The sequence below is a fragment of the Phycicoccus sp. Soil802 genome (assembly GCF_001429605.1).
Taxonomy (GTDB): domain Bacteria; phylum Actinomycetota; class Actinomycetes; order Actinomycetales; family Dermatophilaceae; genus Pedococcus.
In genome coordinates this window covers 234683-249011 of the sequence record NZ_LMSS01000001.1, presented here as the reverse complement: position 1 = coordinate 249011, position 14329 = coordinate 234683, and the positions used below count along the sequence as shown (strand labels likewise).

At 72.0% G+C, this 14329-nt stretch carries 14 protein-coding genes; 7 read left to right on the top strand and 7 right to left on the bottom strand.

All coding sequences use genetic code 11. The annotated features are described in order from the left end of the window. Positions 1–9 precede the first annotated feature (9 nt). The 3 genes from ASG91_RS01110 (at position 10) to ASG91_RS01100 (ending at position 4342) form a co-directional block, all read left to right on the top strand. Complete coding sequence (locus ASG91_RS01110) at positions 10–1329, top strand: lytic transglycosylase domain-containing protein (protein ID WP_082592571.1); 1320 nt, start codon at positions 10–12, stop codon at positions 1327–1329. Between the two features lie 114 nt (positions 1330–1443). Continuing rightward, the gene (gene pknB, locus ASG91_RS01105) at positions 1444–3402 is read left to right on the top strand and encodes a Stk1 family PASTA domain-containing Ser/Thr kinase (RefSeq protein ID WP_056921203.1); all 1959 of its coding nucleotides are present in this window, start codon (positions 1444–1446) and stop codon (positions 3400–3402) included. A 16-nt stretch (positions 3403–3418) separates the two neighbouring features. Further along, a complete protein-coding gene (locus tag ASG91_RS01100; protein WP_056921202.1) occupies positions 3419–4342 on the top strand; it encodes a DMT family transporter in 924 nt (307 codons plus the stop codon). A gap of 5 nt (positions 4343–4347) precedes the next feature. Here ASG91_RS01100 and ASG91_RS01095 read toward each other — a convergent pair whose 3' ends face one another. The 4 genes from ASG91_RS01095 to ASG91_RS01080 are packed head-to-tail and all read right to left on the bottom strand — an operon-like array spanning position 4348 to position 8087. Continuing rightward, positions 4348–5415: a low specificity L-threonine aldolase gene (locus tag ASG91_RS01095; protein WP_200961194.1), complete on the bottom strand. Its 1068-nt coding sequence runs from the start codon at positions 5413–5415 to the stop codon at positions 4348–4350. Positions 5416–5419: 4 nt separating this feature from the next. Beyond that, the gene (locus ASG91_RS01090; RefSeq protein WP_082593809.1) at positions 5420–6772 is read right to left on the bottom strand and encodes a class II 3-deoxy-7-phosphoheptulonate synthase; all 1353 of its coding nucleotides are present in this window, start codon (positions 6770–6772) and stop codon (positions 5420–5422) included. A 53-nt stretch (positions 6773–6825) separates the two neighbouring features. Then, on the bottom strand, positions 6826–7389 hold the full coding sequence (locus ASG91_RS01085) for a VanZ family protein (RefSeq protein WP_056920770.1): 564 nt from the start codon (positions 7387–7389) through the stop codon (positions 6826–6828). After that, a complete protein-coding gene (locus ASG91_RS01080) occupies positions 7386–8087 on the bottom strand; it encodes a M15 family metallopeptidase (RefSeq protein WP_056920769.1) in 702 nt (233 codons plus the stop codon). The genes ASG91_RS01085 and ASG91_RS01080 overlap by 4 nt, the downstream gene beginning before the upstream one ends. Positions 8088–8175: 88 nt before the next feature. Here ASG91_RS01080 and ASG91_RS01075 point away from each other — a divergent pair, with 88 nt between their 5' ends. From ASG91_RS01075 to ASG91_RS01065, 3 genes are read left to right on the top strand one after another with little or no spacing between them, the layout of a single operon-like run. Further along, positions 8176–8883, top strand: a complete 708-nt coding sequence (locus ASG91_RS01075; RefSeq protein WP_056920768.1) for a response regulator transcription factor — start codon at positions 8176–8178, stop codon at positions 8881–8883. Continuing rightward, entirely contained in the window at positions 8876–9946 is a 1071-nt protein-coding gene (locus tag ASG91_RS01070) for a HAMP domain-containing sensor histidine kinase (RefSeq protein WP_056921200.1), read from the top strand. The genes ASG91_RS01075 and ASG91_RS01070 overlap by 8 nt, the downstream gene beginning before the upstream one ends. A gap of 17 nt (positions 9947–9963) precedes the next feature. Further along, positions 9964–10542 carry a dihydrofolate reductase family protein gene (locus tag ASG91_RS01065; protein WP_056920767.1) on the top strand — a complete coding sequence of 193 codons (579 nt, stop codon included), beginning with the start codon at positions 9964–9966 and terminating at the stop codon, positions 10540–10542. Positions 10543–10609: 67 nt separating this feature from the next. Here the strand turns inward: ASG91_RS01065 and ASG91_RS01060 are convergent, their stop codons facing one another. Genes ASG91_RS01060 through ASG91_RS01050 form a run of 3 tightly spaced genes read right to left on the bottom strand, consistent with a single transcriptional unit; the run spans position 10610 to position 13447 of the window. Next, positions 10610–11311: a response regulator transcription factor gene (locus ASG91_RS01060; protein WP_056920766.1), complete on the bottom strand. Its 702-nt coding sequence runs from the start codon at positions 11309–11311 to the stop codon at positions 10610–10612. Further along, complete coding sequence (gene macS / locus ASG91_RS01055; protein ID WP_056920765.1) at positions 11308–12492, bottom strand: MacS family sensor histidine kinase; 1185 nt, start codon at positions 12490–12492, stop codon at positions 11308–11310. The genes ASG91_RS01060 and macS overlap by 4 nt, the downstream gene beginning before the upstream one ends. A 13-nt stretch (positions 12493–12505) precedes the next feature. Continuing rightward, positions 12506–13447, bottom strand: coding sequence for a 1-acyl-sn-glycerol-3-phosphate acyltransferase (locus ASG91_RS01050; protein ID WP_082592574.1), 942 nt, complete (start codon positions 13445–13447; stop codon positions 12506–12508). Between the two features lie 129 nt (positions 13448–13576). Between ASG91_RS01050 and ASG91_RS01045 the strand changes: the two genes are divergently transcribed. Then, complete coding sequence (locus ASG91_RS01045) at positions 13577–14314, top strand: carboxylesterase (protein WP_235544197.1); 738 nt, start codon at positions 13577–13579, stop codon at positions 14312–14314. Positions 14315–14329 lie beyond the last annotated feature (15 nt).

The window sequence follows — 14329 nt, the reverse complement described above, 5'->3', positions numbered from 1 at the left end:
CCGCCCCCGATGTCTCCAGTGATCGCTCCCGCAGCGCTCCCTTCGGCCACCCTCCAGGCGCCGGTCGCAGTCGTGCAGAGGGCCAAGCCCGCCCCGCACGGCTGGACCACCTACACGGTGCGCAGTGGCGACACCCTCGCCGCCATCGCCGACCGGACGGGCACCACCACCGGCGTGCTCGCGTCGCGCAACCACCTCAGGGGTGGCGGCAACCACCTCTCCATCGGCCAGCGCCTCTCCGTGCCGAAGACCGCCGCCCAGGCGCGGGCCGAGGCCGCCCGGGCGAGGGCAGCAGCAGCAGCGCGTGCCGCCGCGATCAAGCGGGCCACCTACGTCGTGCGCTCCGGGGACACCCTCAGCCACATCGCGGTCCGCAAGGGCGTCTCGCTCGCGGCCCTGCTCAAGGCCAACCGGCTGTCGACCCGTTCGGTCCTGCAGGTCGGCCAGAAGATCCGGATCCCCGGTGCCGGCGCCGCCCATGCGAGCCGACCCACCGCCCGGACGGTGTCGACCACCACCTACCGGGTGCGCAGCGGCGACACCCTCAGCGCCATCGCCGCCCGCACCAGGACGTCCCTCGCGACCGTCTACTCCCTGAACCACCTGAGCGCCCGCAGCGTCATCCACCCGGGCCAGCTCATCAAGGTGCGCGGGACGACTCCGGCGGCGACCCGGCGGGCCGGCTCCGCGGCATACACGGTCCGCCCGGGCGACACCCTGAGCGGCATCGCCGTGAAGCACGGCACCACCCTCGCGGCCCTGCTCAAGACCAACCACCTGTCGGCACGCTCGGTCATCCACCCGGGCCAGCGGCTCCGGGTGCCCGCCAAGCCGGCCAAGAGCGCGGCGAGCTCCAACACCTTCGCGGGACGCACCTACCCCCGCTCGACGGTCAACGCGGCCAACCGCAACCGTGCCGCGCTGGCCAGGACCTCCGTGCCGAGCCGCAGCCAGACGAAGGCCATGATCATCGCGACGGCCCGTCGGCACGGTGTGGACCCCAAGCTGGCGCTCGCCGTCGGGTGGCAGGAGTCCGGCTGGAACCAGCGGCAGGTCTCGGTCGCCAACGCCATCGGCGTCATGCAGGTCATCCCCTCCTCGGGGCAGTGGGCCTCGGACATGGCCGGTCGCCCGCTCAACCTGCTGCGCACCCAGGACAACATCACTGCCGGTGTCGTCATCCTGCGCTCCCTGACCCGCTCGGCGAAGAACCTCGACCAGGCGATCGCCGGGTACTACCAGGGCCTCTACTCGGTGCAGACGCACGGCATGTACGCCGACACCAAGGTCTACGTGGCCAGCATCAAGGCGCACCGCGCCCGCATGTGAGGCCGGGCCTGCGCCCGGCTGGCACCCCGCGTGCCACGGACCTGATGTGAGCCCGGACACCACCCACGGACCCGCCTGCGCGAGATGACCAGCGAGACCTCCTACACTTTGCGGGTGTCTTCAGGTGTCACCGAGTCGTTGCTCGGTCGTGTGTTCGACGGGCGTTACCGCGTCCTGTCGCACATTGCCGACGGTGGAATGGCGTCGGTCTACCTTGCCCTCGACACCCGGCTCGACCGCGACGTGGCCCTCAAGGTGCTGCGTCACGACCTGGCCCAGGACGACGCCTTCGTCAGCCGGTTCAAGCGCGAGGCGCGCTCCGCCGCCCGGCTCTCGCACCCCAACGTCGTGTCGGTCTTCGACCAGGGCGAGGACGACGGGCACATGTTCCTGGCCATGGAGTACGTGCCCGGCCAGACGCTGCGTGAGGTGATGAAGGCCGAGGGCCCGCTCACCCCGCGAGCCACCCTCGACATCATGGGTCCGGTGCTACAGGCGCTCGGCGCCGCGCACCGGGGCGGCATCATCCACCGCGACGTCAAGCCCGAGAACATCATCCTGCGTGAGGGCGACGGCACCGTGAAGGTGGCCGACTTCGGGCTCGCCCGGGCGGTCTCCAACCAGACCTCGCACTCCCAGACCGGCGTCCTGCTCGGCACGGTGGCCTACCTGTCCCCCGAACAGGTCGAGCGCGGCATCGCCGACGCCCGCAGCGACGTCTACGCCGCCGGCTTGATCCTGTTCGAGATGCTGACCGGCACCAAGGCGTTCACCGGCGACACGCCGATCCACATCGCCTACCAGCACGTGCACGGCTCGATCCCGGCTCCCTCCTCGCGGGTGAGCTCGGTGCCGAGCGAGCTCGACGCCCTGGTGGCGCTGGCCACCTCCCGCGACCCCGACCAGCGGCCCCACGACGCCGAGGACTTCCTCGCCGAGGTCCGCAAGTCGCGCGCGATGCTGACCGCCACCGAGCTGGACCGTCGCCCCGAGGGCCCGGCCGCCCTGGGTGGTGGCGCGAGCACGGTGGCCGTCGAGCGGACCAGCGCGCTGCCGGTGCAGCACGAGCCGCGGCACGTCGCGCAGGGCGCCCGACCGCTCCCCCCGGTGGCGCTCCCGATCGACCGCACCCCGACCACTCCCCCGGTGCTGCACGGCCGCGTCGTCGACACCTACGACGAGGACGAGCGCCGCGGACCCTGGCGGTGGATCTGGGCCGCCCTCGGGGTCGCCCTGGTCGCCGGCCTCGCCGCGTGGTGGTTCCTGGCCGGCCCGGGCTCGCCCACCGTGGTGCCGCAGACGACCAAGCTCACCTTCGCGCAGGCGCAGACCGCCCTCGAGCGCGCGCACCTCGGCGCCGAGCAGGTGGAGAGCTTCGACGAGTCGGTGCCCAAGGGCATCGTCATGTCGACCGACCCGGGCGCCGGCCAGGAGGTCCGCCGCGGCACCGACGTCAAGGTCACCGTGTCCAAGGGCCCGGAGCGGTATGCCGTGCCGAACGTCGTCAAGAAGTCCGCAGCCGAGGCGCGGGACCAGATCACCGCGGCCAAGCTCACCGTCGGCACCACCAAGGAGGCCTTCGACGACAGCATCGCCGCCGGTCTCGTGGTGGGCGTCGACCCGAAGGTCGGCACGCAGCTCAAGCGCGGCACCAAGGTCAACCTCGTGGTCTCGAAGGGCCGTCAGCCGATCCAGGTCACCGACTTCACCAACAAGCCCGCCAGCGAGGCGGTCGACGCGCTGTCCAAGGCCGGGCTCGAGGTCGACGCCACCGAGCAGGCCAACAGCGACACCGTGGCCAAGGGCAACGTGATCTCCCAGTCGCCGGCCGGTGGCACCCTCTTCAAGGGCGACCCGGTCAAGCTCGTGGTCTCCAAGGGCCCGGTCCTGGTCAAGGTGCCCGACGTGCAGGGCAAGCAGGAGGCCGAGGCCAAGGCGATCCTCGAGGGCGCGGGGTTCAAGGTCGTCGTGGAGCGCTTCATGGGCGGCATCTTCGGCACCGTCCGCAGCCAGGAGCCCGGCGCCAACACCGAACAGCCCAAGGGCAGCACCATCAAGCTCGTCGTCGTCTGAGTTGTCTGACCGCGAGGTGTCCAGCCGCCTTCCCGCCAGCCGTCTCGCGACGCTGCTGCTCGTCTCGGTCACCGCGGTCTGGGGCTCGACCTTCTTCCTCATCCACGACCTCGTGGCGCACGTCCCATCGGCCGACTTCCTCACCGTGCGGTTCGCGATCGCCGCGGTCGTCATGGCCGTGGTCTTCCGGCGCCAGACGCTCGCGCTGAGCCGTCGCGAGGTCCTCATCGGGGTGGTGCTCGGCGTCCTCTACGGTCTCGCCCAGCTGCTCCAGACCATCGGCCTGGAGCACACCCCGGCCTCGGTGTCGGGTTTCGTCACGGGCACCTACGTCGTGCTGACCCCCGTCTTCGGGGCACTGCTGCTGCGCGACCGGGTCAACCGCACGACCTGGCTGGCGGTGCTGCTCGCGACGGCCGGGCTCGCGGTGCTGTCGCTGCGCGGACTCACGGTGGGGTACGGCGAAGCCGTGACCCTGGCCTCCGCGGCGCTCTACGCCCTGCACATCGTGGGCCTGGGCCGCTACTCGACCGCGGAGTCGGCCACCGGGCTGGCGACCGTGCAGGCCTTCGTCATCGCGGCAGTCACGTTCGTGGCGGCCCTGCCCGGCGGGATCACCCTCCCCGCGACGGGCGGGCAATGGACCTCGTTGCTCTACATGGCGCTGATCGCCGGTGCCGTGGCGCTGTGGGCCCAGACCTGGGCCCAGTCGCACCTGCCTGCGACCCGCGCGGCGATCGTGATGACCATGGAGCCGGTCTTCGCGACGTTCTTCGCCGTGCTCCTCGGGGGCGAGTCGCTGACCACCCGGATGGTGGTGGGCGGCGCGATGGTGCTGACCGCGATGTACGTGGTGGAGCTGCTGGGACGGCGCTCAGGGCCGGCGGGTGCCACTGCGGCCGAGGACCGGCCGGCCGAGCTGCTGCACCACGACGTCTGAGGGCGTCAGCTCGTCGGACCGTCGGCCAGCAGCGGGACCAGCTCGGTGATGGCGAGGTCGGTGCCAACGTCGTCGACGTCGAGGTGCCAGACCAGCCGCACCGCAGTCGTGCTCACGGGATAGAGGCGTATGCCGCGTCGGCCCGCCTCCTCGACGAAGGCCGCGGGAGTCCACCCGGCTCCGGCCACGTCGAGGACGACGATGTTGGTCTGCACCCGCTGCGGGTCGATCGACCCGGGAGCCGCCGCTGCTGCCGCCTCGGCGAACCGGCGGGCCCGGGCGTGGTCGTCGGCCAGTCGCTCGAGGTGGTGGTCGAGGGCGTGCAGGCCGGCCGCCGCGAGGATGCCGACCTGGCGCATGCCGCCGCCGAACCGCTTGCGCCAGATCCGGGCGCTGGCCATCAGCTCGCGCGACCCGGCCAGCACGGACCCGACGGGGGCGCCGAGGCCCTTGGACAGGCAGACGCTCACCGTGTCGAACAGCCGGCCGTAGGTGTCGAGCGGGACACCGGTGGCGACGTGGGCGTTCCAGAGGCGGGCGCCGTCGAGGTGCATCGCGACTCCCCGGTCGCGGGTGCCGGCGCGCAGGGCCTCGATCTGGTCGAGCGGCTGGACCGTGCCGCCGCCGAAGTTGTGGGTGTTCTCGACCACGACCAGCCGGGTGTTGACCTGGTAGGTGCCGCCGTCGGGGATCATCAGGGCCAGCGGCTGCGCAGCGTCGAGCAGGCCGTGCTCGGCCACCCACGACCGCGACGAGATGCCGGAGAGCACTGCGGCAGCGCCCATCTCGGCGCGCAGGACGTGCGCGAGCGAGTCAGCGACCAGTTCCTCGCCGTGGCCGACGTGCAGTCGTAGGCAGAGCTGGTTGGCCATCGACCCGGTCGGTGCGAAGAGGGCGTCCTCGTGGCCGAGCAGCTCGGCCACCCGCTCCTCGAGCCGCCGGACCGTCGGGTCCTCGCCGAAGACGTCGTCGCCGACCGGCGCACCGGCCATCGCGCGTCGCATCGCGTCGGTGGGCTTGGTGAGGGTGTCGGAGAGCAGGTCGACGTGCACGGGTGGTGCGCTGGGCGGCATCCGGTCAGTCCTTGGCCAGCATCTCGGCGACGAGGAACGCGAGCTCGAGGCTCTGCTGGTGGTTCAACCGCGGGTCGCAGACCGTCTCGTAGCGCTTGTTGAGGTCGGCGTCGAGGATCTTCTCCGCGCCACCGAGGCACTCGGTGACGTCGTTGCCGGTGAGCTCGACGTGGATGCCGCCGGGCACCGTGCCGAGCCCCTGGTGCACCTCGAAGAACCCGCGCACCTCCTCCACGACGTCGTCGAAGTCGCGCGTCTTGTAGCCGCTGGCGGACTCGAACGTGTTGCCGTGCATCGGGTCACAGATCCAGGTGACCTGGGCGCCGCTGCCGGTGATCTTGTCGACCAGGGTGGGCAGGGCGTCACGCACCGTCTTGGCACCCATGCGGGTGATGAAGGTCAGCCGGCCGGGCTCGCGGTCGGGGTCGACCTTGTCGATCAGGCGCAACACGTCGTCGACCTCTGCCTTGGCCGACAGCTTGACGCCGATCGGGTTGAGCACCTTCGACACGAAGTCGATGTGCGCCCCGTCGATGTCGCGGGTGCGCTCCCCCACCCAGATGAAGTGTCCACTGGTGTCGTAGAGCTCACCGGTGCGGCTGTCGACCCGCGTCAGCGGCCGCTCGTAGTCGAGGAGGAGGGCCTCGTGGGACGAGAAGAACTCCGTCGTGCGCATGGCGTCGAAGTCGGCGCCACAGGCCTGCATGAACTTCATCGCCTTGTCGATGTCCTTGGCCAGCCGCTCGTAACGGCTGTTGGCGGCGTTGGCGACGAAGCCGCGGTTCCAGTCGTGCACGTGACGCAGGTCGGCGAAACCACCCTGCGTGAAGGCGCGGACGAGGTTCAGGGTGGCCGTGCTCGCGTGGTACGCCTTGACCAGCCGCTGCGGGTCGGGCGTGCGCGACTCGAGCGTGAACTCGAAGTCGTTGACCATGTCGCCGCGGTAGGCCGGGAGGCTCACTCCCTCGCGCGTCTCGGCACCGCTGCTGCGCGGCTTGGCGTACTGCCCGGCCATCCGGCCGACCTTGACCACCGGGACGGACGCACCGTAGGTGAGGACCGCCGCCATCTGGAGGATCGTCTTGACCCGGTCGCGGATGTTGTCGGCCGTCGCCGAGGCGAAGGTCTCGGCACAGTCGCCGCCCTGGAGCACGAAGGCCTCACCGCGCGCGGCGGCGGCCATCCGGGACTTGAGGACGTCGCACTCCCCCGCGAACACCAGCGGCGGATAGGACGCGAGCTCGGCGACGGCGCTGGAGAGGCGGGCGGCGTCGGGCCACTCCGGCTGCTGGGCGGCCGGGAGGGCTGCGCCGGCCGCGAGGCTGGCCAGGGCGTCATGGTGCTGCGTGGTGCTCACCGGTCAAGGATAGGTGCGCATCCCAGCGGGTGGGCAGGCGGCTCGGATCGCGGTCACGGGTGGCGCTGACGGAGCTGGACGGCGAACCGGTACGACCTGCGCGACGCCAGCGAGACGACGGCGGCCAGGCCGGCCCCCGCCGCGTTGAGGAGGACGTCGTCGACCGACGACACCCGGTCCAGGCGCAGGACGTACTGCGCCGTCTCGATCAGGGCCGAACAGCCGGCTGCCAGTGCGGTGACCCGCGGCACCGAGGCCAGGGCCGGGAACCGCAACGGGGTGAGGAACCCCAGCGCCGCGAAGATGAGCAGGTTGCCGACGACCTGCACCGTCGACATGGTCTCGAGGTCCCGCAGCGGCACGAGGCTCACCGCCCCAGTGACCTCACCCGCCCGGCTGCCCGGGAGCATGGTCAGCCAGACCCAGGGCACGGTCCCGTAGACGATGCCGACGTCGGCGACCGAGGTCCGCCAGGCGTCCACCGACCTGCTGCCGCGAACGGTCCGCCTGCGGACCAACGACCAGACCGTCTGCAGCACCAGCGGGAGGGCGGCCACCGTGAGGACGACGACACCGGTGTAGGAGCCCAGGACGTCGTGCCACCGCGCCGTGCTCATCGCGTCATCCGTGGGTCCTGGGTGGGGTCGGCATACATCGATGGACAGCCGTCGAGCGCGGCACCCTGTCGCAGCTCGAAGTGCCAGGGCTCGTTCCGGTAGATCTGGCACAGCCCGTAGGCCGCGCCGTGCCGCGCGAGCCAGCGCGCAGCCTCCGACGGGCCGAGGTCGACGGCATCGCCGGACACGTGCGCCGACGTCTTCGGGGTGGCCACCCAGCGTCTGGCCTCCTTCACCGACCCGTACTCCGCCACCGCCTGCTCGAGCAGCCGCTCCTGCTCGGCCGCCGAGCGCCAGCCGCTGTTGACGTGCAGCTCGACGCCGTCGTCGAGGGCCGCCGTCGCGGCGGTCCGGAGGGCGTCCAGCAGCGCGGGGTCGAGGTTGGCCACCGTCGCACTGCTGTCGTCGAAGACCGCGCCGCCCGGGCCCACGGAGCCCTCGCCGGGCACCGAGGTCGGCACGCTCCGCGGGTCCCGACCCGCCTGACCGTCGTCAGCGGCCGGGACCATCGCGGCGCGAGGCGGCGTCAGCGAGGTCTGCGACGCAACCCCGGGGCGGGGCACGGTGTGGACCTCGTGGCGCAGCTCGACCGGCGAGAGGGCCACGACTCCGGCGGCGACCGCGGCGAGGAGGACGACGAGGAGCACGCGCGACTTCGGGGGTCGCGCTGTGGTGGGTGTCGGCTGGTTGGGGATCATGGTGCTACCCAAGCCAGCGCGCTGTTGCCGGGGCGTATCCGGTTTTGCATACGTCGGCGATATGCCGGCGGTCGTTAGCATCCCGGGTATGCGGGTGCTGGTGGTCGAGGACGAGCCGTTCATGGCTGAGGCGATCCGCGACGGCCTCCGACTGGAAGCCATCGCCGCCGACCTCGCCGGCAACGGGCACACCGCGCTGGAGCTCCTGGACACCAACACCTACGACATCGCGGTCCTCGACCGCGACATCCCCGGCCCGTCCGGCGACGAGGTGGCGAGGCACATCGTGGCCTCCGGCACCGGCACACCGATCCTCATGCTCACCGCCGCGGACCGGCTAGACGACCTGGCCTCGGGGTTCGGGCTCGGCGCCGACGACTACCTCACCAAGCCGTTCGAGCTGCGCGAGCTCGTGCTCAGGCTGAGGGCGCTGGACCGGCGGCGCGGGCTGAACCGGCCACCCGTGCTGGAAGCGGCTGGGGTGCGGCTCGACCCGTTCCGCCGTGAGGTGCACCGGGACGGTCGCTACGTCGCCCTCACCCGCAAGCAGTTCGCCGTCCTCGAGGTGCTGGTCGCGGCACAGGGCGGGGTCGTCAGCGCCGAGGAGCTGCTCGAGCGCGCGTGGGACGAGAACGCCGACCCGTTCACCAACGCGGTGCGCATCACCGTCTCCGCGCTGCGCAAGCGGCTCGGTGAGCCGTGGGTCATCGTCACCGTGCCCGGCGTCGGCTACCGCATCGACGCGGGACCCGACGAGGAACCCACGGTCGCCGGTGCCGGAGCCGGCCGTGGATAGGGCGCCCGGCCTGAGCGTCCGCCTGAAGCTGACCCTCAGCTATGCCGCCTTCCTCATCGTCGCCGGCGGCCTGCTGATGGCCACGGTGTGGGTGTTCCTCCTGCGTTACGTGCCCACCGAGTCGAACTTCGGCCCGGCCTTCAGCCCGAGCCGCCGCGACCTCCTCGACGCCTTCGCCCCCAGAGCCGGCCAGGCGATGGCGTTCCTGCTCGTGTTCGGCCTGGTCGGCGGGTGGTTCCTCGCGGGGCAGATGCTCGCACCGCTGACCCGGATCGCCGACGCGGCCCGGCTGGCCGGCACGGGCTCGGTGTCCCACCGGATCCGGCTCGAGGGGCGCCGCGACGAGTTCCGCGAGCTGGCCGACGCCTTCGACGCCATGCTGGCCAAGGTCGAGGCCCGGGTCGCTGAACAGCAGAGGTTCGCGGCGAACGCCTCGCACGAGCTGCGCACGCCGCTCGCGGTCACCCAGACCCTCCTCGACGTGGCGCGCCAGGATCCCGGCGTCGACCACCGCGAGCTGGTGAACCGGCTGCAGTCCGTGAACGCTCGCGCGATCGACCTCACCGAGGCGCTGCTCGTCCTCAGCCGCGCCGACCAGCGGTCCTTCACGCGGGAGGACGTCGACCTGTCGCTCCTCGCGGAGGAGGCCGCCGAGACGCTCCTGCCCACTGCGGAGCAGCGCGGGGTGACGATCGAGACGTCGGGGGCTGCCGCCCCGGCCACCGGGTCGCCCACGCTCCTGCAACAGGTGACGACCAACCTCGTGCACAACGCGATCGTGCACAACCTGACCCGCGACGGCCACGTCTGGGTCACCACCGTCGGCCGACCCGACGGCGCCCTGCTGACGGTCGAGAACACCGGCGCCCACCTGACCCCGGCGCTGGTCGCCACCCTCGTCGAGCCCTTCCAGCGCGGCGTCGGGCGGGCGCGCAGCGACCACGCGGGCGTCGGCCTGGGCCTGGCCATCGTCGACAGCATCGTGCGAGCGCACGACGGGATCCTCACGCTGACCCCGCGACCCGACGGCGGGCTGCGCACTACCGTGGAGCTGCCCACCTGAGCAAGGAGCCGGTAGCCATGCTGATGTACTCGATAGGCGTCACGGTCGATGGCTTCATCAAGGACCGGGAGGGCCGGTTCGACTGGGGCGGCCCCGACGACGAACAGTTCCGGGCCCACCTCGCCGAGGTCGGCTCGCTCGGCGCCTACCTCTGCGGCCGCCGACTGTACGAGGAGATGCTCGTCTGGGAGACCGACCAGTCCTTGCGTGCCACCGAGGACCGTGCGGCGTTCGCGGACGTCTGGTGCGCGTTGCCGAAGGTGGTCTTCAGCCGCACCCTCCAGACCGTGCAGGGCAACGCACGCATCGCCCGGGGCACGGTGGCCGAGGAGGTGGCCCGCGCCGCCGACGAGACCGACCGCGACGTCTCCATCGGCGGGGCGGACCTGGCGGGCCAGGCGTTCGAGCTCGGGCTCGTCGACGAGCTGCGGGTGTTCCGCTACCCGCTCGTCGTCGGCGGCGGCACCCCCCACCTGCCGCCGGTCAGCGACCGCGTCAGGTTCGCGCTCACCGAGACCCGGACCTTCGGTGGCGGCGTCGTCTACGAGCGCTACCGGCGGGCCAGTGACTCCAGCGACGCCGCCGACTCCGACTGACCGGGCTCCGCACCCGGTCCGCAGCGGCTCGGCACCGGCGTCCGCCGGGCCCCGTCGCCGGGCCCGCTCAGGCTTCCGGGGTGTCGAGACCCTTCGCGATCGCAAACCGCACCAGCTCGATCCGGTTGTGCAGCTGCAGCTTGCCCAGCGTGTTCTGCACGTGGTTCTGCACGGTGCGGTGCGAGATGAACAGGTCGGACGCGATCTCCTTGTAGGACATGCCGGTCGCGACCAGCTTGAGCACCTCGGTCTCCCGCTCGGTCAGCTCGGGGATCGGCCGCGACGGGTCGGTCTGCGGCTGCGTCGACAGCTTGCGGAACTCCCCCAGCACCAGCCCGGCCAGACCCGGCGTGAAGACGGCCTCACCACGCGCCGTCGCCCGGACCGCCTCGACGATCTGCTCCCGGGACGCGGACTTCACCAGGTAGCCGGTCGCACCGGCCTTGACCGCCTCGAGGACGTCCTGCTGCTCGCCGGAGGCCGACAGCACGAGCACCCGGGTCTCCAGTGAACCCAGGGCAGCGCACACCTCGTGGCCGCGCATCCCGGGCAGGTTGAGGTCGAGGACGAGCACGTCCGGCCGGGTGGCCTTGGTGCGGTTGACCGCAGACGGTCCGTCGTCGGCCGTGGCCAGCACCGCCATGCCTGCCTCGGCCAGGTCGCGGGCCACGGCGTCGCGCCACAACGGGTGGTCGTCGGCGACCACCACGCTCGGCTGCCGCGGGGGCTCCGTCCCCGCGTCGCCGCTGGGCCGCTCCTGCTCGCTCATCGCGCTCCTCCGTCTCGTCCGCCGTCCTTCGGCGCCCGCATCCGCACGGTCACCCCAGCTCCTTCGCGTCCCGCGTACTCGGCCGTCCCACCCAGGTCGGTGAGCCGACCCCGGATGCTCGACGACGCACCCATCCTCCCGGCCGCGGCCGCCTCGTCGAGGCGACCCGCCGGCATACCCACGCCGTTGTCGCGCACGGTCAGGCCGACCTCGTCGCCGTCGTCCTCCACGAGCACCCAGGCCTGGGCCTCCTCGCCCGCGTGCACGCGCACGTTGTCGAGGGCCGCACCGACGGCCGCGACCAGCTCACCCGCCACGCGCGGAGGCACGAGCACGGGGTCGGCGGGCGCGACGAGGTGCACCCGGCCGCCGGCGTAGCGCCCGAGCAGCTGGCGCAGGTCGACATCCCCCGAGACGGTCGCCTCGGTGTCGGCCGGCGACGTGCCGCTGACGAGGGCGCGCAGCAGGCGTTCCTGGTCGGCTGCCATGGCGCCGAGCTGCGCCGACTCCCCGCCGAGCTGGGTGCCACGCCGGTTGATGAAGGCGAGGGTCTGCAGGACGCCGTCGTGCACGGTGCGGGCCAACCGCTCGCGCTCGCGCACGCTGGCCTCGAGGGCGAGCGCCTCGCGCAGCTTGGCGTGGCCCTCGCGGGCCAGGTCGCAGGCATAGCCGATGAGCGTCCCGATCAGCAGGAGCAGGACGATGTTGTTGATGGTGTTGGGCGTTGCCCGGCCGACCTCGACCACGTCGACGACCCCGATGAAGACGGCCGCCGCGAGACCGCCGTTGCGACCGCGCAGCACGGCCGCCGAGACCACCCCCGCCGCGGGCCAGAACGTGGGCAGCGTGCGGCTCCCGGCCTCGATCGCCTCGGCCGTGTCGACCAGCCTGGTCGCGAGGATCGCCCCGGCGGCCAGGAGCAGCTCGACGACCACCAGCCACAGCCTGCGACGGCGGTAGAACACGAGGAAGACGGTCCAGACGCCGAGCACCGCCAGCACCAACCAGGCGAGGGTCGGCCGGACCAGGTCGTGCGGGCGGTCCCAGAGCGAGTACGCGGCATAGGCCAGCGCGAGGGGCCGGAAGACGTCGATGCCCTTCCAGAACGCCGACACCACCTCGGGTTGCGACCCCGGCGCGGCGACGTCCTGGCGCGCGGACAGGCTCAGGTGCCGCGCCACGGCGATGGTGTCCTCAGCTCGCCGCGCGGGCGCCCGGGGGCACCTCGTCGGAGGCCGCGTCGCCCGCCCCCTCGGCGGGGAGCGGGTCGGCCCCGGCCTCGGTCCGCACGTCGTCGCGGGCGGTCAGCTCGTCGATGTCACCGACGGCGTCGTCGACGCTGGGGCGGACCTTGCGCGACGACTCGTCGTCCTGGGCGTCGAGCGCCTCCTCGAGCTCCTTGGCGGCGGTGCCCGGGAGGGCAGCCTCCTGGAGCTCGCGGGCCTTGGTCTTCGCGGCGGCGAGGATGCGGTCCTTCATCGACGTGGCGTACATGTCGACGTACTCCTGGTCGGACAGGAGCATCAGCTCGTACATGATCTCGTCGGTGATCGACCGCAGGACGAACCGGTCGTCCTCCATGCCCTCGTAGCGGGAGAAGTCGAGCGGCTTGCCGATCTTGACGCCGATCCGGATCAGCTTGGGGATCTTGGTGCCGGTGGGCTGGGCCTTGTCGGTGCCGATCATCGCGACCGGGAGCACCTTGACCTTGCCCTCGAGGGCCATCCGCGCGACACCGGTGCGGCCACGGTAGAGCCGGCCGTCGGGGCTGCGGGTGCCCTCGGGGTAGATGCCGAGCAGCTCGCCGCGACGCAGCACCTTCAGCCCCGAGCGCAGGGCCGCCTCGCCGGCCCGACCGCCGGAGCGGTCGACGGGCAGCTGGCCCACGCCGCGGAAGAACGCTGCCGTCGCGCGACCCTTGAGGCCCCGACCCGTGAAGTAGTCGGACTTCGCCAGGAACGTCATGCGACGAGGGACCACCAGCGGCAGGAAGATCGAGTCGGAGAAGGACAGGTGGTTGCTCGCGAAGATGGCGGCGCCGTCGTCGGGAATGTTCTCCTCGCCCTCGACCCACGGGCGAAAGAGCAACTTGAGGATCGGGCCAAGAACGACCGTCTTGAGCACCCAGTAGAACACCAGCACACCTCCGAAGTGACGCCGTGAACTCTACGGTACCGAGGGCGACCTCGCGGCACCGTGCGAGAATGCGCGCCATCGTCGGATCCCCCCGTCCGACCCCGGAGTCCCCCAGGAGCCCCGTTGTCCGTGCTTCCCGGCGCCGAGCCGTACTCCCACGACGGAACCGACACGGGGGTCCTCCTGCTCCATGGTTTCACCGGCACACCCCAGGCCGTGCGGCCGTGGGCCGAGCACCTCTCCGAGCGCGGCCTGACCGTCCGCGTCCCGCGACTCCCGGGACACGGCACGACGTGGCAGGAGCTCAACCGCACCCGGTGGCAGGACTGGTATGCCGTCGCCGACGCCTCGTTCCGCGAGCTCCACGAACGCTGTGGCCGGGTCTTCGTCGGGGGTCTCTCGATGGGCGGTGCGTTGGCGCTCGCGCTCGCCCAGGAGCACGGGCCGCGGGTGTCCGGCCTGGTCCTGGTCAACCCCGCGGTGAAGTTCGACGACTGGCGGGTGCGGCTGGTGCCGGTGCTGCGCCACGTCGTGCCGAGCGTGGCCCCCATCGGCAGCGACATCAAGAAGCCGGGGGTGGTCGAGCTGGCCTACGAGCGGTCGCCGGTGCAGGCCGCCCACTCGCAGTTCACGGCGTGGAAGAACGTGATCCGCGACCTGCCGGAGGTCACGCAGCCGGTGCTCCTCCTGCACTCCGCGGAGGACCACGTCGTGCCGGCCGCGAGCTCCGAGCTGGTGCTCGCCCGGATCTCCAGCGAGGACTCCACCGAGATCCTGCTCCGCGACAGCTACCACGTGGCTACCCTCGACCACGACGCGCCACGTATCTTTGACGAGTCGGTGCAGTTCATCGAGCGGCTGACCTGATCGGGCCGGTCCCAC

Coding starts and splice junctions, on each gene's coding strand:
- ASG91_RS01110 (WP_082592571.1), top strand. CDS start 10: ATGTCTCCAGTGATCGCTCCCGCAGCGCTCCCTTCGGCCACCCTCCAG.
- ASG91_RS01095 (WP_200961194.1), bottom strand. CDS start 5,415: ATGCCGCCCAGCGCACCACCCGTGCACGTCGACCTGCTCTCCGACACC.
- ASG91_RS01085 (WP_056920770.1), bottom strand. CDS start 7,389: ATGAGCACGGCGCGGTGGCACGACGTCCTGGGCTCCTACACCGGTGTC.
- ASG91_RS01080 (WP_056920769.1), bottom strand. CDS start 8,087: ATGATCCCCAACCAGCCGACACCCACCACAGCGCGACCCCCGAAGTCG.
- ASG91_RS01075 (WP_056920768.1), top strand. CDS start 8,176: ATGCGGGTGCTGGTGGTCGAGGACGAGCCGTTCATGGCTGAGGCGATC.
- ASG91_RS01065 (WP_056920767.1), top strand. CDS start 9,964: ATGCTGATGTACTCGATAGGCGTCACGGTCGATGGCTTCATCAAGGAC.
- ASG91_RS01060 (WP_056920766.1), bottom strand. CDS start 11,311: ATGAGCGAGCAGGAGCGGCCCAGCGGCGACGCGGGGACGGAGCCCCCG.